The sequence below is a fragment of the Acinetobacter sp. YH16052 genome (assembly GCF_013417155.1).
Taxonomy (GTDB): Bacteria; Pseudomonadota; Gammaproteobacteria; order Pseudomonadales; family Moraxellaceae; genus Acinetobacter.
This window is the reverse complement of record NZ_VPEO01000004.1, coordinates 100,775-126,256: the sequence shown is the minus strand read 5'-3', so window position 1 is coordinate 126,256 and position 25,482 is coordinate 100,775. Positions and strand designations below refer to the sequence as shown.

Here is a 25,482-nt window from a genome sequence, read left to right as displayed (position 1 = left end):
TTTAATGAATATGGTGCTGCATTTCATCTTCCAGAAATGCCAGCAAATGCTCAAAATAATAACTCATCGTATCGGCATCATAGATGCTACCGAGCTTGTCAAAACGTTTATAGCCTAACTGGGTGGTTAAATGAATCACCCCATTCAAGGTTTTATCGACCACCACATTAAATTTCAACATTTTTTTCGGTTCACGGATCAGATGTGTCACCCCTTGATCGACCACCTGAGTAAAGGCTTTTAAAGCGGGTGATACATATTGATGATTACCATTTTTCATCTGGTCAATACAGCCGAGCAACTCCATCACCAGCAATTTTTCCACCGGATATCGAACAAAAGCATCGCCGTGATGCTCATAGGTCATACGATGCAAATAGTTCACCATAGGCATCAGCCGCTCATTGCCAAACAGCGAAACCGACCACGGCATATATTTACGGGTGTTATGCATAATCTGCTGAATCACTTTTTCTGACTCACTGTCCGGTGACTTGGCCAGCTGCACCACCTGACCAAAAATCTGGTCAATAATTTCACAGGCCATATCGGCCAGATTTTCACCTAAGGGTCTGGCAAGACTGTCTCGCTCGCCCGCATTTAATCTGGAATGGAGGTCTTTAAAGCGCTGATGGGTTTCGGGCTGAAGCTTCAGGGAAATGCTATAGCTCATCTTATTATCCTTTTTGATATGCTGCGATGAGTCGCGTTTTTTTATCGTTCTATCATACGATGAGTTGCTATACATGCCAATTGGCTAAAGTTTGCATTTGGTTAAGCTGCCGCATGCACTATTTTTTTTGCTACAATAGATCCAATTTTTCATTCACTTTTGATCTGTTTAGACTATGACTGACTCAGCGCAAAATATCGCGACAACCTACGATCCGACCGAGATCGAGAAAAAATGGTACCAAACTTGGGAAGAGCGTGGTTACTTTAAGCCGTCTGAAAAAGGCGAATCTTTCTGTATCATGATTCCGCCACCAAACGTCACTGGTAGCCTGCACATGGGTCATGGTTTCAACAATGCCATCATGGATGCCTTGACGCGTTTCAACCGTATGTCTGGTAAAAATACGCTTTGGCAACCGGGTACTGACCACGCGGGTATTGCCACGCAAATGGTGGTAGAGCGTCAACTGGGTGCACAAGGCGTGAGCCGTCATGACCTGGGTCGTGAAAAGTTCATCGAAAAAGTATGGGAATGGAAAGAACAGTCTGGTGGCACCATCACACGTCAAATCCGTCGTTTGGGCTCTTCAGTAGACTGGTCACGTGAACGCTTCACCATGGATGATGGTTTATCAAATGCTGTTAAAGAAGTGTTCGTGAAACTGCATGAACAAGGTCTGATTTACCGTGGTAAACGTCTGGTCAACTGGGATCCAAAACTGCAAACTGCCCTGTCTGACTTAGAAGTTGAGTCTGATAAAGAAGAAGCCGGTTCACTCTGGCACTTCAAATATTTCTTTGAAGACAAGTCACTTCGCACGCACGATGGTAAAGATTACATCGTGGTTGCAACCACTCGTCCTGAAACATTATTAGGTGATACAGCCGTAGCCGTTGCGCTTGATGATGAACGCTATGCGGACCTTGTAGGCAAAAACATCATCCTGCCAATTACCGGTCGTGCAGTTCCTATCGTTAAAGATGAATATGTCGATAAAGAATTCGGTACAGGCTGTGTAAAAATCACCCCTGCGCATGACTTCAATGACTATGAAGTAGGTAAACGTTGCGAATTGCCAATCATCAACATCTTCAACAAAAACGCTGAAGTTCTTGCTGAGTTTGAATATATCGCAAAAGCGGGCGAGCAAATTTCTAAAACCATTCCTGCGCCTAGTGACTACATTGGTTTAGAGCGTTTTGAAGCACGTAAAAAGTTAGTTGAACAAGCTGAAGCGGAAGGCTGGTTAGATCAAATTCAACCATACACATTGAAACCACCTCGCGGTGACCGTTCAGGCGTGATCGTTGAGCCACTTCTTACAGACCAATGGTATGTGAAGATCGCTCCGCTTGCTGAACCTGCAATCAAAGCAGTGAAAGATGGCGACATCAAATTTGTTCCTGAGCAATACAGCAACATGTACATGGCGTGGATGAACAACATTCAAGACTGGTGTATCTCTCGTCAATTGTGGTGGGGTCACCGTATCCCTGCTTGGTACGATGCAGAAGGCAATGTTTACGTTGGTCGTAACGAAGCTGAAGTTCGTGCGAAAAACAATATCGCTGCTGATGTTGAACTCAACCAAGATGAAGACGTACTTGATACATGGTTCTCATCGGGTCTTTGGACATTCTCAACCTTAGGTTGGACTGGCGATGAAGCGAAAGATAAAGAAAACTATTTCTTAAATACTTTCCACCCGACTGATGTGCTTGTCACTGGTTTTGACATCATCTTCTTCTGGGTGGCACGTATGATCATGCTGACCATGCACTTCATGAAGAATGAAGATGGTACGCCACAAGTGCCGTTTAAAACCGTGTACGTTCACGGTTTGGTACGTGATGGCGAAGGTCAGAAGATGTCTAAATCTAAGGGTAACGTACTTGATCCATTAGACTTGATTGATGGTGTGGATCTTGAAACCTTAGTACAAAAACGTACAACAGGTTTGATGAACCCGAAACAAGCAGCGAAGATTGAAAAATCAACCCGTAAAGAATTCCCTGAAGGTATTCAATCTTACGGTACAGACGCGGTTCGTTTCACCTTCTGTGCGCTTGCCAACACTGGTCGTGACATCAAGTTCGACATGAAACGTGTTGAAGGTTACCGTAACTTTGCCAATAAAATCTGGAACGCAACACGTTTCGTGATGATGAATGTCGAAGGTCAAACTATTGGTTCAGAAGCACGTCAAGACCTTTGGGAATTGCCTGAACAATGGATCGTAAGCCGTCTGCAAAAAGCGGAACAAGCGGTGCAAACAGCATTTGCAACCTACCGTTTAGATCTGGCTGCGCAAGCGATTTATGAGTTCATCTGGAATGAATACTGTGACTGGTATGTTGAATTAACCAAACCGGTTCTGAACGATGAAAATGTGTCTGAAGAGCGTAAAGCTGAAGTACGTCGTGTTCTTCTTGCAGTAATGGAAGCATCTTTACGTTTGGCTCATCCGTTAATGCCGTACTTGACTGAAGAAATCTGGCAAACACTTGCGCCGAAACTTGGCATCACTGGCGAAACTATTATGTTGGCGCCGTACCCTGTTGCTGACCAAGCGCTCATTAATGAGCAAGCTGAAGCAGATATGCAATGGCTACAAGGTTTGATTGGTGCGGTACGTAACATCCGTGGTGAGATGGGCTTAGGTAATGCACGTTTATTACCAGTTCTTCTGCAAAACACCACTGATGCTGAAAAAGCACAGATCACTCGTATTGAAGCGTTGTTTAAAGCATTGGCAAAAGTTGAGAGAATTACCTTCTTGGCTGATGGCGAACAACCACCATTGTCGTCTTCATCTGTAGTCGGTCATGTGTCTGTATTCGTTCCAATGAAGGGTTTAATTGACCCTAAAGCGGAACTGGGTCGTCTACAAAAAGACTTAGACAAGGTTCAAAAGCAACATGACCAAATTGCAACTAAACTTGCAAATGAAGGTTTTGTGGCGAAAGCACCTGCTGCTGTGGTTGAAGGCGAGAAAGTGAAACTTGCTGAGTTTGCTGATCAGTTAGCGAAGATTAAAGCGAATATGGAGCAGATTGCGGCGCTTTAACTTATTGCTAAATCATTAAAAATAAAGATAAAATCCCCTCATAATTGAGGGGATTTTTTAATGACAAATAAATTTTATGATGATGCTTTAAATGAAGAAAATAGTTCAAACGACAGGACGGAGTTAGATAAAAATTTAGAAACACCAATGGCGTTAGGAGATACTCTAAGTGCTTTTCGTGCAGCTCAACAGAAAAGCTTTGGATCAATTATTGGTAAAATTTGGAATCGCAATTAAGGCTTGGAGACACTCTAAGCGCTTTTCGTGCAGCTCAACAGAAAAGCTTTGGATCAGTTATTGGTAAAAGTTTGGAATCACAATTAAGGCTTGGAGGTACTCTAAGTGCTTTTCGTGCAGCTCAACAGAAAAGCTTTGGATCAGTTATTGGTAAAAGTTTGGAATCACAATTAAGGCTTGGAGATACTCTAAGTGCTTTTCGTGCAGCTCAACAGAAAAGCTTTGGATCAGTTATTGGTAAAAGTTTGGAATCACAATTAAGGCTTGGAGACACTCTAAGCGCTTTTCGTGCAGCTCAACAGAAAAGCTTTGGATCAATTATTGGTAAAAGTTTGGAATCACAATTAAGGCTTGGAGATACTCTAAGTGCTTTTCGTGCAGCTCAACAAAATAATATTAGTTCCGTTCTAAATCAAAATTTAATTGATTACTTTTCTGCTCAACTAATTATTCAAAATTTAGAATCATCTAGTGACCAGAACTCCAAAAATAGTGATGATTTAGCTGTTAGCTCACCTAATACATCTGAAGAAAAAAATTATGCTTCAACACTTATCCATATTTTGTTTTGGGTTTTTCTAAGTATTACTTCAAGTCCAATATTTAAAAAATGGCCAGTTGATGCGCTTTTTGACTTAAGTATCGCTTTTGTATTTGAATATGCTTTGAAACCTCTAGCTGATGAAGCCATAAAAAATGATTCTGAAAAAGATAAGTGTGATACTAAAACATCAACTGACATTTCTAACCAAGAAACTCTAAATACATTCCTTTCAAATAAAAGAGTTATTACAGCTACTTTAGATTTTTTTGAATTGCCCAAAAAGAAAAGCTCAATTATTGAAAACTTACCACCAGGTACTTTGCTGACAGTCATACCTGACAAAAATATTCATAAATCTTGGTTAAAAGTAAAAGTTACTTTAGATCAAAGCGAAGTTGAAGGCTATGTATTAAGACGTTATACATCACCTATTAAATAGCCCTCCCCCCCCTTGCGAAGCAGTGCTTCTCATCCCATAGGGAGAGGGAGCGTCATTTGATTTTATGTTTGCAAGAATTTAGTAATGAATATTCCCTCTCCTCTCAGGAGAGGGTTAGGGAGAGGTGTTTTTAATTTTATAGAAACCCTCATCCCCCGCCTTCTCCCACAGGAAGAAGGAGCTTTCATTATTTCTTCTCTTTCAACTCAGTACACACCTTCCACAAATCTTCCAAGACCACATCCATCCGCCCCAACACATCATGATTCCAATACCGTACAACAGTTAAACCCACAGCCTCTAAAAACTTGGTTCGTTCAACATCGTATTCAATCGCATCATCTGTTCCATGCTGACTGCCATCCAGCTCAATGACTAAACCAATTTCATGACAGTAAAAATCCAAAATGTATGGTGCAATCACGTGCTGACGACGGAATTTCAGATTCATAAAACGTTTGGCACGAAGCAGTTGCCACATCAAGTTTTCAGCATCGGTGGCGGTGTGGCGCATGGATTTGGCAAATTGTAATAGTTGGGGATCGAATTTTTTATTCATAGGCTTATGTTTTTATTATTTTCTTTAGATTATCAAATTTTATAACCTCTCCCTAGCCCTCTCCTAAAAGGAGAGGGAACGTTCATTATTAAATTAATTGATGGCATCTAATCAGTTACGACTCCCTCTCCCTCTGGGAGAGGATTAGGGAGAGGTGAATCTTAAAATAGCCTCACCCTTGCGCACTCAGAATATATTCTGAGGATGCTCATCTCCTACAAGGAGAGAGAATTTTCATTACTACATCTATAGTTATTATGCGAATAAGGGATTAAAGCATCCCATGCCTTAAAAACATCTCTAGGCCGCTCACCTTTTTAATATACATCAACCGTTCTTTTTCTACTTTAATCTGCTGTTTGATGGCTGAAGTATCTTCATCAATCTGCTTATACAGGTCAGCAATTTGAACTTTCCCTTTCGCTTTTTTCACTGCAATTCTGGTTTTCGATGACCAGACCAATCTATGGATCAATGTATCGATCTGATCTTGTAATTTCTGGCTCTGTGCATCCAAAGCCAGTTGATAAAACTTGAGTTGCTCTGCGCTTAAACCTTTTTGTGAAACATCCTGATCTTGCTCAATCTGTAGTTGCATTCTCAGTAACGTAAACAGGTCCTGCTCTGCATACGCCTCATTGGCACGTTGCAATAATTCAGTCTTCTTGATTTTTTTGACATCATTCACTTCACGGTCAGGGTGAATGATGGCAGCAATTTTTAAATATACAGTTTTCAATGACTGCTCTGCCATCGCTGCTGCCTGCTCCTGTTTTTCCTGCTGGCGTTTTAATCTGGCTTGCTCACGTGCCTGCTGAAAATGATCTGATTCCGATTCTTCAAATACTTCTGCATCTGCAAGATCTGAGGGATGCTCATTCTTAAAAAATGTTTCCAGTTCATTTATTTTCTTTTGGCTTTTTCTGAATTGGGCATGCTCGGCACGTTGCTGATAGTAAGTGAAGATTTCATTCACTTTATGGGCTTGTTGCGCAGACATTGCCTGAGAGTCTTTTAGATAATTTGCAAGGTACTGAATCTTTTCATCCAGCACCACCAGTTCTGCTTTGGAAAATGTAGTTTCCTGCATGTGCTTCCAGAGCTGTTCCAGCTGCTTGAACAGTACGCCATGCAATTCATGGTAGACCGGCATGAAGGTTTTATGCGTATATTGCTGCAGCTCTTCTTCAGCCTGTTGCCATTGTTGTAATTCCTGTTTCTGTTGCTCGATTTTATTAATCAGATGATCCAGCTTCTTCTGCTGTGGCGAAAGGGCTGTGAATGGCTGAATCATAGTTTTCAAGTCAAAGAGCATGGCAGGAGAAGGTCAAAGAAGAAATAATATCCATATTAAATCTTTCAGCTTTCGTCACAAAGTCCTTTTCAGTGTGCCCTTTCGAAATTTGTATCAGAATTAAAAAAAGCAGACCAAAGTCTGCTTTTTCGCTCTCATATTGATTATTCCAGAACCACTCGGCCATTCAATGACTGCACCGGGCGGTTGTTCGGATGCCCCATCAATTTGGCAAATTCCGAAATCTGCTTGGCAGAAGCCTGTTGAATATCTTTCAGAATCAGCCAGCGCACCCCTTCCGAACACGGCGGTGTGGTCAGCGAACCGCTAAAACGGTAATAATCCAGATTCTTAGGCAACATTGCATTCACAGGTTGTGGCGTTTTCAAAACCACTTTCTCGCCCTGCTTTTTCGGTAAACGGTTCCACATGCGTTTGAGCATCTGGCTTTCTGCACCCTGCTCGAACATCATCCCCACGACAGCCAGCTCACCTTTGGCATTGGCATGGACAAAATGGATTTCCAGTGGATAGCTTTTGCCTTTAATCAGGTTTTCACTCGGACTATGCAAATGAAACTGCTTCAGTACAAAGGTATCGCCATCCAGCTGCAATTCACCACCTTGCGCAAAATCCACCTGAACGGTATGACCTTTATTTTCGATCGCATGAATCATGGTGTTATAGCTGAACTTGAGCGGTTCCAGTTCTGCTTTCACTGTTCGTTCAATATTGATTGGTGACTGGTTCAGACCATTACAGGCCGAATATTTCTGGCTCAAAGTCGACCATTGCTCAGGCTGAGTATAATCCCAATCCGCATCTGCCCAGACCGCTGTACTTAAACCCATAACCGTTAAAAGCGTGAATATTCTTTTCACAATACATCCCTTGTTGGAAGTCAAAATCACAATTTCTAATTTAAAAACAGTTTATTAAAGTAGTGTAATCACTCTATTTTTCAGGCCACAAACTACAGATTTTTATAAAGATGAAGTGATTTGCTTACAAATTTCTAAACACTCCTAATTATTCAAAACACATTATTCAGAATATATATTGATAAATTTCAAATGGATAATACTTTTATATATTTAAAAATAGACAGTAGAGAATGTGATCTTCTTCAAATTTAATCTGCTGATTTTTTATGCATTATTTACATGAAATCTCTATCTTATTTTCAATAGATCAAATAGCTAGATTTTTAAGTTCAAGCTTCTTTTTTAAATAGAATCTACCTTTATTCATAAACTTACATAAACACAGCAGCAAATAAAATACTGATATTGCTAGACTCAAGCCAAAGAGAAAAATGAGGATAAAGAATTTAAATGGACTGGGCGACCATATTTATAAATGACACCACCTGGGAGTTTACCGCAGAAATTTTGCTGCGTTGTGCCCTGATGTACACGATGATTATCCTGTTTTTGCGTCTGACCGGAAAACGTGGGGTACGTCAACTTTCTATCTTCGAAGTCGCTATCATTTTGAGCTTGGGTTCGATTGCCGGCGACCCGATGTTTACTGAAGATATTCCCCTGATTCAGGCAGTTCTGGTGATGTCGGTGATTATTATCATGTACCGCCTGACCACCTGGCTCATGATGAAATATCAGTGGTTTGAAGACCTACTGGAAGGTAAACCGATTTATATCGTAGAAGATGGCGTGCTGGTCGTTGAAGAAATTAAAAAAGGTAAGATGTCACATGATGAATTCTTTGCCGAAATGCGCCAGCAAGGCGTAGAGCATCTGGGTCAGGTACGCACCGGTTTACTGGAAACTGACGGTAAGTTCAGTATCCTGTTCTTCAAATCGGATGAGGTTCGGCCTGGGCTGCCACTTTTCCCTAAAACCTGTTCTATAGTCCAACAGGTCAAGGCTGGGCAATTATATGCCTGCATTTACTGTGGACAGGTACAAACCCTTTCACATGCCAACCAGCAATGTCCGCGCTGTGATTCTTCGCAATGGGCCGAAACGATTGACTGTTTAAGAATAACTTAAGTCTGATTCAGTAACTGCAAATGCGCAAAAATTTCCGGCAGTTGCTGAATTTTATATCGGATATGTTCGGCATCGGCATGAAAGCCTTGCATCCATAATGCATGCATTCCGGCCTCTGTAGCTCCTTGTACATCATTAATGGGATGGTCGCCAATATACAGGCACTGTGCAGGCTGCACGCCTAGACGCTCTGCCGTGATCTGGAATATTTCCGGCTGTGGTTTGTTAAAACCCACCAACCCCGAACTGATGATCTCATCAAAATAAGGTTCAATACCCAAACCCCGAATCGTATTTAAACGGGTGTCATGTCCGCCATTGGAAACAATGGCTAGCTGATAACCTTCATTTTTTAGCTTTGTTAATACTTGCTCTGCTGCCGGCATTTCTACGGCGAAACGGCCAAACTGGCTAAACCAGAATTGGGCTAGTTCATCTATACTCGGAGGATTTAACCAGCTTAGTTCCTGTAACAATGCATAGGCAGCCGAAGCTCCGATACTGCCATGCGTCAGCAATTCCTTTTTAGGATAACCGCCATTATCGATGCGTCTTACAATCTCGATAATTTTGTCAGACTCGACCTGTTTCAATGCTGGCGCATAATATTCTGCCAGATAACGGCTATAGGCTTGTGTCGTCAGATCACGATGGGTCAAGGTATTGTCGAGGTCAAATAAAACAGCTTGAATAGGCATAATTTTTAAAACGAAGTGCTGAAACTTTCAATCATGTTAACAGTCCGAAACTTGTTAGATCAGACATAAAATTGCTAAGTTTTGTTGTTTTAAGCATAAAAAAAGCGATGCTAAAGCATCGCTTTTTCTTAGAGTACAAAATCTAAATTAGAATTTGTATTCAACACCTGTACCTACGACTGGCTGATCCGTTTCATTTGAACCTTGTTCTAACATTAGGTAGCCCGCATAACCATATGCTTTCACCTGCTTGCTGAATGCATAGTCTGCACCAACTAGAATTTGTTGAGCTTCATAATCAGCTTTGGCAGTAGTAAATTGAGTTGTGCTTTGACTATATTGACCTTTTACTGTCCATGCTTTTGCTGTTGGCAAATTGTATTCAGCTCCAATTAACCAAGCTTGTTGATCATCAATAGCTCTGATTGATTCAAGCCAAGTTACTGAAGTGTCATTGTCAGCATTTGCTGTCTCTTCGACTTCTGAAACTTGATAGAGTGCCTTAAGTGCTAAACCATTATCTAAATTTACTCGGCCAATCGCACGGATCGTATTTGCAGCAGCAAATACACTACCTGCGGCTCCACCTGTTACTTCTGGAGCAGATGCATTCAAAATACCGCGACCAGCAAAATTTGATGGAATTGCTTTATCGTAACCAAGACCTAAAACAACTGCTTTGCTGTCATATACTACAGATGCTGACCATGCATCACCCAAGCCACGACCTGCAACTTTAGAACCGCCTTTAGACGAGCTAATACCACCAGCTTCACCCGTAGCTAATAGTGCAGTTGCTTTTAGTTTACCTTCACCGACTGCAAAGCCAGGAGCTTCATAGACGACAACATTATCGATACGGTTTTCACCGGTAAAGATACCTGCCATATCCGCTTTATTTGCAACATAGTTATTGAAAGTATCAACTACTGAAGAAAGCTGTTTTACAGGCGTATCGATTTTACCTAGTTTTACTGTACCTAACTTTTCATCTTTAAGACCGACTAAAAGATTACGCGGTACAAATGTATCTGTACTTCCACCATTGTCTACATAGAAGGTAAATTCAGCTTGATAAAGCCCACTTAAACGGTCAGTAAGTTTCTCCTCACCTTTTAAACCCAAGAATGAATTATTAGTATTCAGTTCAATAACATCGCGATCAGACACAGGTGAAGCATTGTCTTCAGGTAAATAATCAACTGTGGCATCAATCTCACCATAAAAAGTTGGTGCTGCAAAAGTTGTCCCCGCCAAAAGGCTGAATGCAATTGCTGTCGCTAACTTAGTTTTCATCAAAAAAATCCTTAATTTATTTTGTAACAAATAATACACACGGCGCTTATATTACAAAATTATTAAATTAATATTTATATATTCTATTTAGTACTTTAGGCTAACATTTAACCAAACAGTTGATTATTTAGAAATTTTATACTTTTTCTGCTACTTTCATCCATCGGAAAATTGGAATTAGACTGAAAATTGCCACGATCACGATCAGATTCAGATAATTTTGATAGCCTAAAGCATCTCCAAAAATGCCACTCAGACTATAAAGTCCCCCACTCACCGTGGCCATCAGAGCAACCTGAAAGGTAAAATCTGTCCCTGCCAGATGCTTACGGCTGTATTGCATGACCAAGGTCAACATGACCACCAAAAGCATGGCTGAGACCATGTCTTCGGCCGCATTGATCAGATAAATGATCCAATTTTCTACTTTGTTTTGAGCTTCATACTGCGTAGCGAGCCAGGCATAAGCCATTAAGCTCAATATTTTTAGAATTGAGAAAATAATCAAACTCGAGCTGCGAGACCAGTACTTCAGACACCAGCCCGCCAGTCCGGCTCCAATCAAGGCAGTCAATGCTCCCAGCATGGTGACATAAAGACCAATCTGGCTAAAGCTCAGTCCGAGATCTACCATTAAAGGTTTTAATAAAGGCCCGGATAAACCATCGGCGATTTTAAAGGTCAATAAAACCAGTAACCAGACAGCCAAGGTTGAATCCGACCAGAAGTATTGAAAATAGGTTTTAATATTACTGAGTGCTGGTTGTTCAGAAGTTTGCGTGGTGGTTTTTAGATGATCCGGTTCTTTAAATAATAAAATGGGTAAAGTATTAAGAAAGACCAGAGCCGCCAATAATAAAAAGGTGGCTTGCCATTGCAGTAGATCTAGCAACCATAATATGGCCCCACCTCCGACAATAAATCCCAGTCGTGAACCGATGACCTGAAAGGTATTACCCCAATGCTGTTGCTCATGATTCAGAATATTGACCGCCAGTGCATCGGTCGCAATATCCTGTGTCGCGCCAATGCCATTCATCAGCAACAGCGTGATAAAAAACAGCAGTAAATACAGCGGCTGATTCAAGGCCTGAATCGGTAGAAATGAGAGCCCAATCAATACAGCAACTGACAGCCATTGCAGGGGAATAATCCAGCTACGGTAATGACCTTTGGCGATTGATCCATGTCGATCGACCCAAGGTGCCCAGAATATTTTAATCGACCAAGGCAGCATTAACAGGCCAAAGCCCCCGATATGCGCCAGCGATACCCCTTCAGCCCGCAGAATGACCGGCAAGGCATGCGTCATAAATCCGACCGGAAGCCCCTGTGCCCAATACAGCGAAAACAGTAAAATATAGATATTCCGCATATTTAGGCCAAGTCCTTAAGGTGAAAAGGCATCACCAGCATTTAAGATGCTATACATTTTGCCAATGATCCAGATTTTACAACAGTCTAATATAATAAAAAATAAAGAAAAATTAGTTTCAGGACGAGACAAAAGCAATGGCCCAAATACGTTTCCCCCAACTCCCGCCGCATGTGCCAGCCCGCGGCAGCAAACTGAGCCGAACTTTTTTCAGGCAGCTTTTCTTGGCTCAGGGCTGGCGTCTGGAAGGAGAATTCCCCGATTTGCCCAAAGCTGTGGCGATTATCTCTCCCCATACCTCCAATATTGATGCCTGGCTAGGTTTCAATGCCCTGCTTGGTCTCGGTATTCAGATTACGATTTTTGGTAAAGACAGCCTGTTTCGTACACCGCTAAAACCGGTGCTGGAATGGATTGGTGTGGTTCCTGTCGTCCGAGATAGTCCACAAGGACATACCCGACAGATTGTAGACATCATTGAAAAATCGCAGCAGATCTGGGTCGGTATGGCACCGGAAGGTTCACGTAAGGCACCGGATAAAATTCGCAGCGGTTTTTATCATATTGCCAAGGCAGCCCATTTGCCGATTGTGATGTTTTCCTTTGATTATGATATCAAGACTATTCATATCCTGGGCGTGTACCATCTGACCGGTGATTATGAATACGACCTGGAACAGATTTATCAGCATTATCAAGGTAAATTCTCGGCCAAAAATCCAGACTGGGTGGCCAAGCCGTTACAAAAGCTTTTGAAAAAAGACTAGGCAAATACGGCTTTTTTTGATGTGATAGCCTGAATTTTGTTGATTTAATCACCAGTTTTTATAATGAAATTAGCCCGTTATGCCTTAATTGGCTGCCTTGGTTTCAGTCTTGCAGCCTGTGACAAAGCTACTAAAACACCTACGCCTGCCACGCCATTAAAAGCCCGTGAACCTGTCGTCGCCATTGCCCTCGGTGGTGGCGGTGCCAAAGGTTTTGCCCATATTGGCGTCATTAAAGTGCTCGAATCACACGGCATCAAACCGAAGATTGTCACCGGCACCAGTGCCGGCAGTTTTGTCGGCAGCCTGTATGCCAGCGGCAAATCCCCTTATCAGTTACAGCAGATTGCCCTGAATTTTAAAGAATCCGATATCCGCGATTTAACCTTGAACCGACAAGGGATTATTGCCGGACAAAAATTGCAGAATTTCGTCAATAAAAATGTGGCGAACAAACCGATTGAACAATTCCCAATTCGTTTTGCTGCAGTTGCCACTCGCCTGGACAATGGGCGTAAAGCTGACTTTATTAAAGGCAATGCCGGACAGGCGGTTCGTGCTTCCTGTAGTATTCCGAATGTATTTGTGCCTGCCGTGATTGGCGGCATCAAATATGTCGATGGCGGTCTGATTAGCCCAATTCCGGTCAAGACCGCCAAAGATATGGGAGCAGACATTGTCATTGCCGTGGATATTTCTGCCCGTCCGGATGGTAATAAAGCCTTGAATATGTGGGGCGTACTGGATCAGACCCTAAATATTATGGGACAGCAAAGCATTAATGAAGAGTTGAGTCAGGCCACTGTGGTGATTCAGCCCAAAGTCGGTCATATCGGTACTTTGGACCTGAAAGCCAGCAATGCCACCATTCTGGAAGGTGAAAAGGCCGCTCAGCTGAAAATCCGTACTATTGAAAAAGCCATTAGCAACTTTAAGCAGTCGCCAGCGGCATTTAAACCGCCACGTCAGGCAAAATTTTGATCCATGAAGTTTTTATATTCATCTGCAGCCGCATCTGCTACATTGAAGATCAATCATATAAAGATGATGATTAATTAAATACTTAGCGATATAGGTCACGATATGGAATTAGTTCTTGAACCTTGGCACTGGTTTGTATTAGGCATTCTTCTGATTCTGTCGGAATTACTACTGCCCGCATTTGCTGCCCTCTGGTTCGGGATCGGTGCCATCATGGTTGGCGTCCTGTACTGGATGTTCCCGATGATGGGACTGACGACCCAGCTCCTGACCTGGATCGTACTTTCTGTTCTGTGTACGCTGCTCTGGTTTAAGTTTATCAAGCCACTTTCGATTGACAAGACCAAAGCCGGTCTATCGCGTGAAGCGACCATTGGTCAGGTGGGCATGGTGATTCAGACTAATCTGGATCATGGGCAAATCCGGGTGCGCTTTCCGATGCCAGTTTTAGGTTCGGATGAATGGGAATGCCGAACTCTGGACCCAGTTCAAGTCGGAGATCGCGTTCGCGTCGTGGATATTCTGGGTAATGATCTGGTCGTACAACCCCACAGCACGAATTATCAAAATCAATAAGGTGAATAAGCTATGTCTGGTGGTTCTATCATTGTTATCGCGTTTCTGGCCTTTGTTGCGATTACCATTTTTAAAGGTGTGCGGATTGTGCCGCAAGGCTACAAATGGATCGTACAGCGTCTGGGTAAATACCACACCACGCTAAATCCGGGTCTGAATTTTGTCATTCCTTATGTGGATGAAGTCGCCTATAAAGTCACAACCAAAGATATCGTTCTGGATATTCCCTCACAGGAAGTGATTACCCGTGATAATGCGGTCCTGCTGATGAATGCCGTGGCTTATATTAATCTGACCACACCAGAAAAAGCCGTGTACGGGATTGAAAACTATTCCTGGGCGATTCAGAACCTGGTGCAAACCTCACTGCGTTCGATTGTCGGGGAAATGGATCTGGATGATGCTTTATCTTCGCGTGATCATATTAAGGCACGCTTAAAATCTAGTATTTCCGATGATATCTCGGACTGGGGTATTACCTTAAAAACTGTAGAAATTCAGGATATTAAGCCATCAATTACCATGCAGACTGCAATGGAAGAACAGGCAGCAGCTGAACGTCAGCGTCGTGCGACCGTCACCAAAGCGGACGGTGAAAAACAGGCCGCGATTCTGGAAGCGGATGGCCGTCTGGAAGCCTCACGTCGTGATGCCGAAGCGCAAGTGGTTCTGGCTGAGTCTTCACAACGTGCAATTGACATGGTGACTTCTGCCATTGGTGATAATGAAATTCCGGTCGCCTATTTACTGGGTGAACAGTATATTAAAGCCATGCAGGATATGGCCAAGTCGCCAAATGCCAAGACCGTGGTCCTTCCAGCCGATGTGTTAAATACGATCCGCGGTGTCATGGGTCGCCCTAACTAATTTATCTTTTGACTTTATACATAGGCAGCCCGAGGGTTGCCTATTTTTATTCGCGCAAGAAAATCTCAGCAAAAAATGTGAATTTATGGTTAAATTTCGCGTTTATTTTTGAAATCTACTGGATTTGATGTTGCCTGGCTTTCGGATTAAAGCTTTTCGCAACTATCTTATTCCTTGTTTCGATCTACTGTCCAACTTAAAAATGGATACCGTATGAGCTCCCTAAATCCAACCTTAATTACTTTTCTTTTCTATATTGTCGCAATGGTGGTGATTGGCCTGATGGCTTATCGCGCGACAAGCAACTTTTCCGATTACATCTTAGGGGGCCGACGTTTAGGGAGTTTCGTAACTGCACTTTCTGCAGGGGCTTCCGACATGAGTGGCTGGCTCCTGATGGGTCTGCCCGGTGCGATTTATCTTTCCGGCCTGTCTGAAATGTGGATTGCCATCGGTCTGATTATTGGTGCCTGGCTCAACTGGTTGCTGGTTGCTGGCCGTCTGCGGGTGCATACCGAAGTTCAGCACAATGCCCTGACCCTGCCGGATTATTTCTCGAATCGTTTTAACGACCAGAAGAAAATCCTGCGTATTGTTTCGGCTTTCGTGATTCTGATTTTCTTTGCGATTTACTGTGCTTCCGGCATGGTCGCAGGTGCACGCCTGTTTGAAAGCATGTTCGACATGTCTTACAGTACCGCACTCTGGATCAGTGCCATTGCCACCATCAGCTATGTATTTATTGGAGGCTTCCTGGCAGTCAGCTGGACCGATACCATTCAGGCGGGTCTGATGATCTTTGCCTTGTTGCTGACACCAATCGTGACGTTGATGGCATTTTCAGATATGTCTCAGGTAACTTTGGCACTGGAAGCTGCTCGTCCTCAAGCAATGAATATTCTGGGTGATCTGAGCTTTGTTGCGATTATTTCTCTGCTCGCCTGGGGTCTGGGTTACTTTGGCCAGCCGCATATTTTGGTGCGCTTCATGGCAGCCGATTCGGTCAAGTCGATTCCAAATGCACGCCGTATTGGCATGACCTGGATGATTCTATGTCTGGGCGGTGCAGTCGCAGCTGGCTTCTTTGGTATTGCTTATTTCCAGCAGCATCCAGAACTGGCAAGCGTAGTGAATGCCAATCCTGAAACGGTATTTATGGAACTGACCAAGATTTTGTTCAATCCATGGATTGCCGGTGTGGTATTGGCTGCCATTCTGGCGGCAGTAATGAGTACTTTAAGCTGTCAGCTATTGGTCTGCTCAAGTACTCTAACGGAAGACTTCTATAAATCTTTCCTGCGTAAAAATGCCTCACAAAAAGAACTGGTCTGGGTTGGCCGTTTGATGTTGCTACTGATTGCCTTGCTGGCAATCTGGATGGCGGGCAATCCTGAATCCAAAGTACTTGGTCTAGTGGCCTATGCCTGGGCAGGTTTTGGTGCCGCCTTTGGTCCGCTGATTATCCTGTCACTGTTCTGGAAACGCATGACCTTGAATGGTGCTCTGGCCGGTATGATCGTGGGTGCAGTCGTAGTTATTTTCTGGAAGAACCTGTTTGCTGACACTGGCCTGTATGAAATCGTTCCTGGTTTTATCTGTTCAATGCTGGCGATTGTGGTGGTGAGCCTGATGGGTAAAGCACCAACAGCAGAAATTACCGATCGCTTTGAAGAAGCTGAACGCCTGTATAACGAAAGCAAATAATTCTGTATCAACTAAAAAGAGGACTTCAAGTCCTCTTTTTTTATGCGGTTCCTTTAAAATTTTTTAGAAAAATAATTTTTCAATCAGCTTTTGCGCGTGAGCAGGAACTGGGTAATTTGCCTCAACTCTTCCGCCTGACCTTCAAAATGGTTCAAGGCATTGATCGCCTGATCATGTAATTGCTGGGCATAGGCCTTGGCCTGCTCCAGACCCATTAATGCCGGATAGGTCGATTTCTCTACCTGTTCATCCTTGCCGGCTGTTTTCCCCAACACTTGGGTATCGGAGATAATGTCCAGAATATCATCCTGTACCTGGAAGGCCAGACCAATCGCCTGTCCAAACTCACGTAATTTAGGAATGGCCAGATCGGTACCTTCAAAGATTGTCACCGCCGCCATCATGATCGCGGCACTAATCAAAGCACCGGTTTTATTGCGATGGATGGTTTCCAGTGCCTGCTGATCGATTTTTTTGCCTTCAGACTGTAAATCTAAAACCTGACCATTCACCATTTTCGAAGAAGCGGTTGCCAGAATCTGCATCTGCTTCAGTACAATGGAAGCTTCTACCGCTGGCCCCTGATCAAACAGACGGCTACCCAAAATTTCAAAAGCCATCGATTGCAGGATATCACCTGCCAAAAGCGCGGTATCTTCTCCATAAGCCACATGACATGTCGGCTGGCCACGGCGCAGCAAATCATTGTCCATACATGGCAGATCATCATGAGCCAATGAATAGCAGTGAATAAACTCGATCGCAACCGCTGCACGGCGCACTGCGGCACTATTCTGGTTAGGCTTTAATGCAGCGGTGGCATAGCATAGCGCTGGACGTACCCGCTTGCCACCCAGCATCACAGCATGATGGACTGCCGACCTTAACGGTTCTGGAATAGCAAAGGCTTCCAGAGCGGTCAATAAATCCTGTTGAATGCGGTGTTGTGCTTGAGTGAGTGCATGGGTTGATACGTCAGTGATAGATGACACATTCGCCTCGAATACGTAGTCCAGAAAAATAAAATGACAAGCGAATAAATGCCTGTACGTTGATCAGGCATTGTACCTAGAAATGCCTTGAATTTTCAGCCATAAATTGAATTGTTCTGCTGAAATTTGCTATTCAACATCAAATAAGCAAGGCAGAGATTTTAAACAATAAAAAAACCACCGTAGAATCGGTGGTTTTTTTAGGCTAAATGTATGCACGGCATTTAAACGAGAACATCTTCTGGTACGCGCACCCAGCCTTCCATCAACACGCGGGCACTACGGCTCATTATCGCTTTCTTCACTTTCCACTCACCATTTTCAAAACTTGCTTGTGCACCGACTCTCAAAGTCCCGGAAGGATGCCCAAAACGTACCGCTTCACGCTCTACTCCACCTGCAACCCGATTTACCAAGGTTCCGGGAATGGCAGCCGCTGTACCAATTGCGACAGCAGCGGTACCCATCATGGCATGATGTAATTTACCCATAGACAAGGCACGAACCAGAATATCGGTATCCGATTCAGTGACGGTCTTGCCACTTGAAGAGGTATAGCTACTCGGTGGTGCAACAAAGGCAATTTTTGGAGTGTGTTGTCGGGTTACGGCTTCGGCAATATCCTGAATCAGTCCCATCTGCTTCGCAGCATAGGCACGAATTGTCTCAAATTTTGTCAGGGCTGCCACGTCATTATTGATATGATCCTGAAGCTCGGTACCCTTATAACCGAGATCTCTCGCATTCAAAAAGACGGTTGGAATGCCGGCATTAATCATGGTTACTTCAAAGCTGCCAATATTGGGAACTTCCAATGTATCGACCAGATTGCCTGTTGGAAACATCGAACCGCCTTCAGCATCGTCATCGGCTGGATCCAGAAACTCGATCTGCACTTCGGCCGCAGGAAAGGTTACGCCATCCAGTTCGAAATCACCCAGCTCCTGCACCTGTCCATTCTGCATCGGCACATGTGCAATAATGGTTTTCTGAATATTGGCCTGCCAGATGCGTACTGTGCACAACCCATTTTCAGGAATACGTTCGGCATCGACCAGACCATTGGAAATGGCAAATGCACCTACTGCCGCGGTCAGATTGCCACAGTTGCCACTCCAGTCCACAAAAGGACGGTCAATCGACACCTGACCAAATAAATAATCGACATCATGATCAGCGTGTTGGCTTTTTGACAGGATCACCGTTTTACTGGTGCTGGAACTGGCACCCCCCATACCATCGATCTGTTTCCCGTATGGATCTGGGCTACCAATCACGCGCAGCAAAAGCTGATCACAAATCCGGCCAGGCTGTTGTGCTTGCGCAGGTAGGTCATCTAGCTTAAAGAAAACACCTTTACTGGTGCCTCCACGCATATAGGTTGCAGGAATCTTGATTTGGGCGGCAAAACTCATGAATTATTTCATCCTTTAACTTGTCTTTGTTTTCGTACAGGTTATTCAATATTTATATTCAAAGTATAGTATGTTGAAAGCAGAACTGCTTGACTGCCAGACCTTAGTATAAAAAAACGGCATTTGTATTTTATCCAAGAAAACAGAGAACTCGTCAGTAACAGTTTCAATAAAATTAATATATTGATTCATTTATATTTTATTTCAGTTATTTATATGAATATTTTTTATTATTCCTCCAACAATATTTCATTCTTAGGATGGACTAGGCTTCTTTAGTCTGATCAATTACAATCAGCCACTTATCATTTTCCATTGTCGGGCTGAACACTTTGAATAACGAGTCTTCACAACTTCAGCGTGGCTTAAAGAACCGTCATATTCAGTTGATCGCCATGGGCGGTGCAATTGGCACAGGCTTATTCTTAGGTTCCGCACAGGTGATCCAATCTGCGGGTCCTTCTATTATTTTAGGCTATGCCATTGGGGGCCTGATTGCATTTTTAATCATGCGTCAATTGGGTGAGATGATTGTTCATGAACCTGTCGCAGGTTCATTCAGCCATTTTGCTTATAAATACTGGGGAAAATTTCCCGGTTTCCTTGCGGGTTGGAACTACTGGATTCTGTATATCCTGGTGGCCATGACCGAACTTACTGCGGTTGCGAAATATATCAACTACTGGTGGCCGCATATTCCAGCCTGGGCATCGGTACTGTTTTTCTTTATCGTGATTACACTGGTCAACCTCGGCAATGTGAAATTCTACGGTGAATCGGAATTCTGGCTTTCTATCATTAAAGTGACTGCGGTCATCTCGATGATTGTCTTTGGCCTGTATCTGATCCTGACTGCTGATGCTTCTTCAGGCGCATCTTTTAGCAATCTTTGGACCGCGGGCGGTTTCTTCCCGAATGGTTTTGAAGGTCTGTTCTACATGCTGGCCTTCCTGATGTTTGCCTTCGGTGGTATTGAACTGATCGGCATGGCGGCTGCAGAAGCTGAAAATCCGGAAAAAACCATTCCGAAAGCCATTAATCAGGTGGTTTTCCGTATTCTGATTTTCTATGTCGGTGCTTTGACGATTCTGTTGTCACTCGTGCCTTGGAATCAGCTTGAACTTGGTGGTCTGGACAAAAGTCCGTTCGTGATGATTTTCAGCCAGCTTGGCATTGACTGGGCAGCACACTTACTGAACTTTATTATCCTGACAGCAGCATTGTCTGTATATAACAGTGGTATGTACGCCAACAGCCGTATGCTCTATGGTCTGGCTCAACAAGGAAATGCACCTAAAGTCTTCATGAAAGTGAATAAGCAAGGTACGCCAATTCCTGCTGTATTGTTCTCTGCCGCGCTGATTTTTGGCTGTGTACTACTTAATTACTTCGTGCCTGAAGATGCCTTAAGCCATCTGATTTACATCGTAGTCGGTGCATTGGTATTAAACTGGGCCATGATTACGCTGACCCATCTCAAGTTTATTCAAAGCATGAAAAAGCTAGCACATAAGACTTCCTTCCCTGCGCTTTGGTCTCCGGCGGGTAATATTCTGGTTCTAGGTTTCATTCTTACGATTCTTTACATCATGTGGACGCAAGGATTCCAGGAATCTATTTTGATGATCCCGCTTTGGATCGTGGTCATGTTCGGTCTGTTTAAGTTACTTAAGCCTAAAAATACCTAGACAACTCCTGTAGCTATGAGTCCTTAAAAGTTATTGCTTCGGCAATAACTTTTTTTTGTATTTTTTACAGTACAATAGCCTTCTTTTCGCGCCCTTAGCTTAACTGGATAGAGCAGTTGCCTCCTAAGCGACCGACGTGGGTTCGAGTCCCGCAGGGCGCACCATCCTTTCAAAATGTGATCTATACTTCAAAAAATTAGCGTTAATCTTCATATTTTTAGAATATTTTTTATACAAAAAATCATTTTTTCTTCATTATTTTATTTCTATTACTTTCAAATACTTATTTCAAAATGAGGCTATTTTTTGGTGTAAAAACTCTATTTTGATGCTTTTTTAGACTAATTAGTTTTTTCTAGAGCATTTACTCTTATTTTAATTGTGCTATTTTTGTCACATGGAGTAACAAATGATTGCGGATAAATACCCGAAATCTCCAAGAATTAAATAAGTGCAAACAACAACGCTAGATATAAATTTGTACCTCAAGGAAAGACGTAAATGAAATTAAAAACATTAACTACTGCAATGATTCTTGCAACTGTACCAATGACGGGTGCATTTGCTGCGGCAATGGACCGTTCAGGCCAATCAATTGCAGCCTTCCTGCAACCAGGTAATTACTTTGAAGCAGGTATTTCTGTCCTAGACCCAGATGTATCTGGTAAAGAAGCTGGAACAAGTGATACTCGCCGTAATATTAGTGATATGGCGGGTGATTATTATTTTCCAAGTGCTGCTTTAAAATTTCAGCCAACCAGCAAATTTTCAGTTGGTATTTTATATGACCAACCGTTTGGAGCAGATGCTACCTATACAGGTAATAACGTATTTGTTTCCGATTCTACGAATACAATTTTAGCTCCTGACGCGTTAGCAGATATTCGTGACTCAACTATCGAAACAAATGTAGCCGCAAACCTTCCTGGAGCACTAGCAGCCAACTTGACTGCTGGAGTAAATGGTGAAGTAGCTAGACGTGCAGCTGCTTTAGTTGCAGCAGGCCAGGCACCCACTCAAGCTATTGCAGAGCAAGCTATTCGTGGTACTCCAGGCGCACTTGATGCTATTACGCAAGGCGTAACAAATGCAATTACTCAACAAGTAACTAATACTGTTACTTCAACAGTCGATGCTGGGTTAGCAAATATTAATGGATTACTTGGCACTGGTAACACTAGCGTAGAAGTAGATACTCAAAATTTATCATTTATTGCAGGTTTCCAACCAACTGAGAATTGGAATATTTACGGTGGCGCAGTTTACCAAACGATCAAAGGTAATCTTTCATTACGTGGCCAGGCTTACAGCTTATACAATGGTTACGATGCGTCTATTCCAGAAGATAGCTCTGTAGGTTGGTTAGCCGGTCTTGCTTATCAAATTCCTGAAATTGCATTAAAAGCATCTATTACTTATCGTTCTGAAATTGACCATGATGTTAATATGAATGAAAGTATTCCAACCTTACCAGCTTTAGCTTTGCTCCCAAATGGGGCCGCAGCAGCAGCAGCTATTGCAGCAGCAAGTGGTGAGACAAAAATTACTACTCCACAGTCTGTAAACCTTGATTTCCAAACAGGTATTATGGCGAATACTGTAGCTTTTGCGAATGTTCGCTGGGTTGAATGGTCTAAATTCTCAATTCAACCTTATAAATTTGGTCTAATATCAGAAGCAGTTGGCCCTATTGTGGATCGCCCAGATGGCTTCAATCTTGTTGAATATGAAGATGACCAAATTTCAGCAACTGTAGGTGTGGGTCGTAAATTTAATGATCTATGGGCTGGTAACGTATCTGTAGGTTGGGACTCTGGTGCAGGTAACCCTGTATCTACACTTGGTCCAACTGAAGGTTATTGGAATGTAGGCTTAGGTCTTCAGTACAGTCCAACACCAGCTACTTTCATCGCGGGTGGTGTTAAATACTTCATGTTAGGTGATGCAAAAGCACAAACAGGCGCGCAAGCTGGTAGTTCTGAATACGTCGCTGAATTTGAAGACAATAAAGCATGGGCATATGGCTTAAAAATGGGTTACCGTTTCTAAGATATCCTTAATAAAAAAACCACCTTCGGGTGGTTTTTTTAACTTTTTTACTCTATTTTTATTCACTTGCATATCATTCGATTATTTTAGCACCAATTAAAATTAACAGAACTTCAATCCTTTCACATTATTTAAAGTTAATTTAATCTTATATTTTTCATATATTTATACCAATAAAATTAGTATAAAAACTCTAATCAAGCTCTTTCCTTAACCGCCTTAGTTCATTTCTTCAACAGAGCTGAGTATTTACTCTTTTTAAAATTATGTTACTTTTCCTGCACATTTTTGTTACAGATGGCATCAGGGAACGTACCATGAAGCTCAATAAAATTTATTCTGCTATTTTACTTAGCACTTTACCTCTTTCTGCAGTTCAAGCAGCTGGCCTAGACCGTTCTGGTCAATCTATTTCTGCTTTTTTACAGCCGGGTAATTATGCTGAAGCAGGTATTACTGTGATTGATCCTAGCGTATCTGGAAAATCTATTCCTCAACTAGGTAATGAATCTATCAGCGACATGGCAGAAGACTACTACTTTCCATCTGCTGCTATTAAAGTTCAAGCAACTGATAAAATATCTTTAGGTCTGATTTATGATCAACCTTATGGTGCCGATTCAATTTATCCAACAAATAATGTAAGTTTTTCACAAGTAAATCCTCTTAGTACTCAACGAGAAAGCACTCAAGTAGAAGTAAAAACTAATAACCTTACAGCTTTAATCGGTTATCAACCAACTGAAAACTGGAATTTTTATGCTGGACCTGTTTGGCAAACTGTAGAAGCTAAAATTGCATTACGAGGTGCAGCTTATGGAAATTCGGGCTATGATATTAAACTTGATGAAGAAGAAGCTTGGGGCTGGCTTGCTGGTTTCGCTTATCAAATCCCTGAAATTGCTTTAAAAGCAGCTATTACTTATCGTTCAGAAATCGATCATGAGGCAAATTCAACAGAGAGCTTTGGATTTGGAACTATTGCATCGCCTCTTTCACCAGATGTTACAGCTACAACACCTCAATCTGTAAATTTAGATCTTCAAACAGGTATTGCAGCAAATACTTTAGCCTTTGCTAACGTACGCTGGGTAAATTGGAGCCAATTTGCAGTAACACCTAATTTATTAAAATTACGCTCAGGTAGTAATTTGATTGACTACTCAGATGATCAATGGTCTGCAAATGTTGGTGTTGGCCGTAAATTTAGCGACAAATGGTCTGGCTCTGCTTTAGTAAGTTATGACTCAGGTGCAGGTAATCCTGTAACAACACTAGGACCAACCGAAGGTTACTGGGGTGTAGGTTTAGGTGGACAATATAGCCCAGCCGAAAATTACTTTATTCAAGCAGGTGTTCGCTATATGTGGTTAGGTGACGCTGAGGCTAAAGCAGGCCCTAATGTTGTAGGAGAGTTCACCGATAACACTGCAATCGCATATGGCATGAAAATCGGTTACCGCTTCTGATTTTTTGATAGATTCAATAAAAAAGGCGCTTATAGCGCCTTTTTATTTACTTAAATTCTTTAAGCAGGGATATCACGCACTGAAGCATTACGAATTGCTTCTTTTAACGCATCATAACCACGAATTGGCGGGAATTGCGGGAATTCAGCAATCACATTTTCAGGCGCATCAAATAGGAAACCATGGTCTGCCTCACCTAACATTGTAGTATCGTTATAAGAATCCCCTGCCGCAATCACACGGAAATTCAAACCATGCAGTGCTTTAACAGCCTGACGTTTTTGATCTGGCTGACGAAGTTTATAGGCTGAGATCATGCCCGCTTCATCCGTTTCCAGTTTATGACAGAAAATCGTCGGCCAATCCAGTTGCTTCATCAATGGATGTGCAAATTCATAGAAAGTATCTGAAAGAATAATTAATTGAAAATGCGTACTCACCCATTTCACAAATTCTTTTGCTCCTGGGAATGGACCCATTTCTGCAATCACTTCCTGAATATCGTTCAAGCCTAAACCGTGCTGTTTTAAAATATTCAGACGTTGGGTCATCAGTACATCATAGTCAGGAATGTCACGAGTCGTCGCTTCAAGCTCTTTAATACCGGTTTTTTTGGCAAAGTTAATCCAGATTTCTGGAACCAACACACCTTCTAAATCTAGACATACGACTTCCATGAACATTCCCTCTAAGTTGTATTGAAAAAATTTTGCACTATCATAGCTGAAGAAACAGATTTTGCACTGTACTTTTTTAAATCTATTTTTTTAATAAGTA

Annotated in this window: 23 protein-coding genes and 1 tRNA gene; 13 read left to right on the top strand and 11 right to left on the bottom strand. The window is 42.5% G+C overall.

The genetic code is table 11. The features are described from left to right. Position 1 precedes the first annotated feature (1 nt). The gene (locus FTV42_RS04335) at positions 2-673 is read right to left on the bottom strand and encodes a hypothetical protein (protein ID WP_071850574.1); all 672 of its coding nucleotides are present in this window, start codon (positions 671-673) and stop codon (positions 2-4) included. A gap of 175 nt (positions 674-848) precedes the next feature. On the opposite strand from FTV42_RS04335, the gene FTV42_RS04330 reads away from it, so the two are divergent. Genes FTV42_RS04330 through FTV42_RS04320 form a run of 3 tightly spaced genes read left to right on the top strand, consistent with a single transcriptional unit; the run spans position 849 to position 4,963 of the window. Continuing rightward, entirely contained in the window at positions 849-3,743 is a 2,895-nt protein-coding gene (locus FTV42_RS04330; RefSeq protein ID WP_180037646.1) for a valine--tRNA ligase, read from the top strand. Between the two features lie 60 nt (positions 3,744-3,803). After that, on the top strand, positions 3,804-3,980 hold the full coding sequence (locus tag FTV42_RS04325) for a hypothetical protein (RefSeq protein ID WP_180037644.1): 177 nt from the start codon (positions 3,804-3,806) through the stop codon (positions 3,978-3,980). Then, positions 3,965-4,963, top strand: a complete 999-nt coding sequence (locus FTV42_RS04320; RefSeq protein ID WP_180037642.1) for a hypothetical protein — start codon at positions 3,965-3,967, stop codon at positions 4,961-4,963. The genes FTV42_RS04325 and FTV42_RS04320 overlap by 16 nt, the downstream gene beginning before the upstream one ends. 187 nt (positions 4,964-5,150) lie before the next feature. Here the strand turns inward: FTV42_RS04320 and FTV42_RS04315 are convergent, their stop codons facing one another. The 4 genes from FTV42_RS04315 to FTV42_RS04305 form a co-directional block, all read right to left on the bottom strand. Next, positions 5,151-5,522 (bottom strand): endonuclease domain-containing protein, encoded by a 372-nt coding sequence (locus FTV42_RS04315; protein ID WP_180037640.1) that lies wholly within the window; start codon positions 5,520-5,522, stop codon positions 5,151-5,153. Positions 5,523-5,793: 271 nt separating this feature from the next. Continuing rightward, positions 5,794-6,837 carry a molecular chaperone DnaJ gene (locus tag FTV42_RS04310; RefSeq protein ID WP_180037638.1) on the bottom strand — a complete coding sequence of 348 codons (1,044 nt, stop codon included), beginning with the start codon at positions 6,835-6,837 and terminating at the stop codon, positions 5,794-5,796. Continuing rightward, on the bottom strand, positions 6,827-7,003 hold the full coding sequence (locus FTV42_RS17385) for a hypothetical protein (RefSeq protein WP_191113056.1): 177 nt from the start codon (positions 7,001-7,003) through the stop codon (positions 6,827-6,829). The genes FTV42_RS04310 and FTV42_RS17385 overlap by 11 nt, the downstream gene beginning before the upstream one ends. Next, positions 6,981-7,667, bottom strand: coding sequence for a carbonic anhydrase (locus FTV42_RS04305; protein WP_180037723.1), 687 nt, complete (start codon positions 7,665-7,667; stop codon positions 6,981-6,983). The genes FTV42_RS17385 and FTV42_RS04305 overlap by 23 nt, the downstream gene beginning before the upstream one ends. A 483-nt stretch (positions 7,668-8,150) precedes the next feature. Here FTV42_RS04305 and FTV42_RS04300 point away from each other — a divergent pair, with 483 nt between their 5' ends. After that, positions 8,151-8,828: a DUF421 domain-containing protein gene (locus FTV42_RS04300; RefSeq protein ID WP_004279384.1), complete on the top strand. Its 678-nt coding sequence runs from the start codon at positions 8,151-8,153 to the stop codon at positions 8,826-8,828. On the opposite strand, the gene FTV42_RS04295 is transcribed toward FTV42_RS04300, so the two are convergent. From FTV42_RS04295 to FTV42_RS04285, 3 genes are all read right to left on the bottom strand, one after another. Further along, on the bottom strand, positions 8,825-9,526 hold the full coding sequence (locus FTV42_RS04295) for an HAD family hydrolase (RefSeq protein WP_180037636.1): 702 nt from the start codon (positions 9,524-9,526) through the stop codon (positions 8,825-8,827). The genes FTV42_RS04300 and FTV42_RS04295 overlap by 4 nt on opposite strands. 147 nt (positions 9,527-9,673) lie before the next feature. Beyond that, positions 9,674-10,822, bottom strand: coding sequence for a porin (locus FTV42_RS04290; protein WP_180037634.1), 1,149 nt, complete (start codon positions 10,820-10,822; stop codon positions 9,674-9,676). A 136-nt stretch (positions 10,823-10,958) separates the two neighbouring features. After that, a complete protein-coding gene (locus FTV42_RS04285) occupies positions 10,959-12,197 on the bottom strand; it encodes an MFS transporter (RefSeq protein ID WP_180037632.1) in 1,239 nt (412 codons plus the stop codon). Positions 12,198-12,334: 137 nt separating this feature from the next. Here FTV42_RS04285 and FTV42_RS04280 point away from each other — a divergent pair, with 137 nt between their 5' ends. The 5 genes from FTV42_RS04280 (at position 12,335) to putP (ending at position 17,092) form a co-directional block, all read left to right on the top strand. After that, on the top strand, positions 12,335-12,964 hold the full coding sequence (locus tag FTV42_RS04280) for a 1-acyl-sn-glycerol-3-phosphate acyltransferase (RefSeq protein ID WP_005267136.1): 630 nt from the start codon (positions 12,335-12,337) through the stop codon (positions 12,962-12,964). A 63-nt stretch (positions 12,965-13,027) separates the two neighbouring features. Beyond that, positions 13,028-13,945: a patatin-like phospholipase family protein gene (locus FTV42_RS04275; protein ID WP_005267139.1), complete on the top strand. Its 918-nt coding sequence runs from the start codon at positions 13,028-13,030 to the stop codon at positions 13,943-13,945. A 102-nt stretch (positions 13,946-14,047) separates the two neighbouring features. Beyond that, the gene (locus FTV42_RS04270; protein ID WP_005104688.1) at positions 14,048-14,521 is read left to right on the top strand and encodes an NfeD family protein; all 474 of its coding nucleotides are present in this window, start codon (positions 14,048-14,050) and stop codon (positions 14,519-14,521) included. Between the two features lie 12 nt (positions 14,522-14,533). Next, a complete protein-coding gene (locus tag FTV42_RS04265) occupies positions 14,534-15,388 on the top strand; it encodes an SPFH domain-containing protein (RefSeq protein ID WP_004279377.1) in 855 nt (284 codons plus the stop codon). 213 nt (positions 15,389-15,601) lie between these two features. Beyond that, positions 15,602-17,092 carry a sodium/proline symporter PutP gene (gene putP / locus FTV42_RS04260; RefSeq protein ID WP_180037629.1) on the top strand — a complete coding sequence of 497 codons (1,491 nt, stop codon included), beginning with the start codon at positions 15,602-15,604 and terminating at the stop codon, positions 17,090-17,092. Positions 17,093-17,175: 83 nt separating this feature from the next. On the opposite strand, the gene FTV42_RS04255 is transcribed toward putP, so the two are convergent. Together FTV42_RS04255 and prpF are read right to left on the bottom strand one after the other, a co-directional pair. Next, positions 17,176-18,084, bottom strand: a complete 909-nt coding sequence (locus FTV42_RS04255) for a farnesyl diphosphate synthase (protein WP_180037627.1) — start codon at positions 18,082-18,084, stop codon at positions 17,176-17,178. A 224-nt stretch (positions 18,085-18,308) separates the two neighbouring features. Then, complete coding sequence (gene prpF / locus FTV42_RS04250; RefSeq protein ID WP_180037625.1) at positions 18,309-19,499, bottom strand: 2-methylaconitate cis-trans isomerase PrpF; 1,191 nt, start codon at positions 19,497-19,499, stop codon at positions 18,309-18,311. A 332-nt stretch (positions 19,500-19,831) separates the two neighbouring features. On the opposite strand from prpF, the gene FTV42_RS04245 reads away from it, so the two are divergent. From FTV42_RS04245 to FTV42_RS04230, 4 genes are all read left to right on the top strand, one after another. Further along, on the top strand, positions 19,832-21,187 hold the full coding sequence (locus FTV42_RS04245) for an amino acid permease (protein ID WP_180037623.1): 1,356 nt from the start codon (positions 19,832-19,834) through the stop codon (positions 21,185-21,187). Between the two features lie 88 nt (positions 21,188-21,275). Further along, positions 21,276-21,351: transfer RNA gene (locus FTV42_RS04240), tRNA-Arg, on the top strand. Positions 21,352-21,688: 337 nt separating this feature from the next. Then, positions 21,689-23,236 (top strand): outer membrane protein transport protein, encoded by a 1,548-nt coding sequence (locus tag FTV42_RS04235; protein ID WP_005247010.1) that lies wholly within the window; start codon positions 21,689-21,691, stop codon positions 23,234-23,236. Positions 23,237-23,553: 317 nt separating this feature from the next. Beyond that, positions 23,554-24,705 carry an OmpP1/FadL family transporter gene (locus FTV42_RS04230; RefSeq protein ID WP_005247011.1) on the top strand — a complete coding sequence of 384 codons (1,152 nt, stop codon included), beginning with the start codon at positions 23,554-23,556 and terminating at the stop codon, positions 24,703-24,705. A 59-nt stretch (positions 24,706-24,764) separates the two neighbouring features. Here FTV42_RS04230 and thrH read toward each other — a convergent pair whose 3' ends face one another. Continuing rightward, the gene (gene thrH, locus FTV42_RS04225) at positions 24,765-25,382 is read right to left on the bottom strand and encodes a bifunctional phosphoserine phosphatase/homoserine phosphotransferase ThrH (protein ID WP_004646225.1); all 618 of its coding nucleotides are present in this window, start codon (positions 25,380-25,382) and stop codon (positions 24,765-24,767) included. Positions 25,383-25,482: the final 100 nt, after the last annotated feature.

Coding starts and splice junctions, on each gene's coding strand:
- FTV42_RS04335 (WP_071850574.1), bottom strand. CDS start 673: ATGAGCTATAGCATTTCCCTGAAGCTTCAGCCCGAAACCCATCAGCGC.
- FTV42_RS04330 (WP_180037646.1), top strand. CDS start 849: ATGACTGACTCAGCGCAAAATATCGCGACAACCTACGATCCGACCGAG.
- FTV42_RS04325 (WP_180037644.1), top strand. CDS start 3,804: ATGACAAATAAATTTTATGATGATGCTTTAAATGAAGAAAATAGTTCA.
- FTV42_RS04315 (WP_180037640.1), bottom strand. CDS start 5,522: ATGAATAAAAAATTCGATCCCCAACTATTACAATTTGCCAAATCCATG.
- FTV42_RS04310 (WP_180037638.1), bottom strand. CDS start 6,837: ATGCTCTTTGACTTGAAAACTATGATTCAGCCATTCACAGCCCTTTCG.
- FTV42_RS17385 (WP_191113056.1), bottom strand. CDS start 7,003: ATGGCCGAGTGGTTCTGGAATAATCAATATGAGAGCGAAAAAGCAGAC.
- FTV42_RS04305 (WP_180037723.1), bottom strand. CDS start 7,667: ATGGGTTTAAGTACAGCGGTCTGGGCAGATGCGGATTGGGATTATACT.
- FTV42_RS04300 (WP_004279384.1), top strand. CDS start 8,151: ATGGACTGGGCGACCATATTTATAAATGACACCACCTGGGAGTTTACC.
- FTV42_RS04295 (WP_180037636.1), bottom strand. CDS start 9,526: ATGCCTATTCAAGCTGTTTTATTTGACCTCGACAATACCTTGACCCAT.
- FTV42_RS04290 (WP_180037634.1), bottom strand. CDS start 10,822: ATGAAAACTAAGTTAGCGACAGCAATTGCATTCAGCCTTTTGGCGGGG.
- FTV42_RS04285 (WP_180037632.1), bottom strand. CDS start 12,197: ATGCGGAATATCTATATTTTACTGTTTTCGCTGTATTGGGCACAGGGG.
- FTV42_RS04280 (WP_005267136.1), top strand. CDS start 12,335: ATGGCCCAAATACGTTTCCCCCAACTCCCGCCGCATGTGCCAGCCCGC.
- FTV42_RS04275 (WP_005267139.1), top strand. CDS start 13,028: ATGAAATTAGCCCGTTATGCCTTAATTGGCTGCCTTGGTTTCAGTCTT.
- FTV42_RS04270 (WP_005104688.1), top strand. CDS start 14,048: ATGGAATTAGTTCTTGAACCTTGGCACTGGTTTGTATTAGGCATTCTT.
- FTV42_RS04265 (WP_004279377.1), top strand. CDS start 14,534: ATGTCTGGTGGTTCTATCATTGTTATCGCGTTTCTGGCCTTTGTTGCG.
- putP (WP_180037629.1), top strand. CDS start 15,602: ATGAGCTCCCTAAATCCAACCTTAATTACTTTTCTTTTCTATATTGTC.
- prpF (WP_180037625.1), bottom strand. CDS start 19,499: ATGAGTTTTGCCGCCCAAATCAAGATTCCTGCAACCTATATGCGTGGA.
- FTV42_RS04235 (WP_005247010.1), top strand. CDS start 21,689: ATGAAATTAAAAACATTAACTACTGCAATGATTCTTGCAACTGTACCA.
- FTV42_RS04230 (WP_005247011.1), top strand. CDS start 23,554: ATGAAGCTCAATAAAATTTATTCTGCTATTTTACTTAGCACTTTACCT.
- thrH (WP_004646225.1), bottom strand. CDS start 25,382: ATGGAAGTCGTATGTCTAGATTTAGAAGGTGTGTTGGTTCCAGAAATC.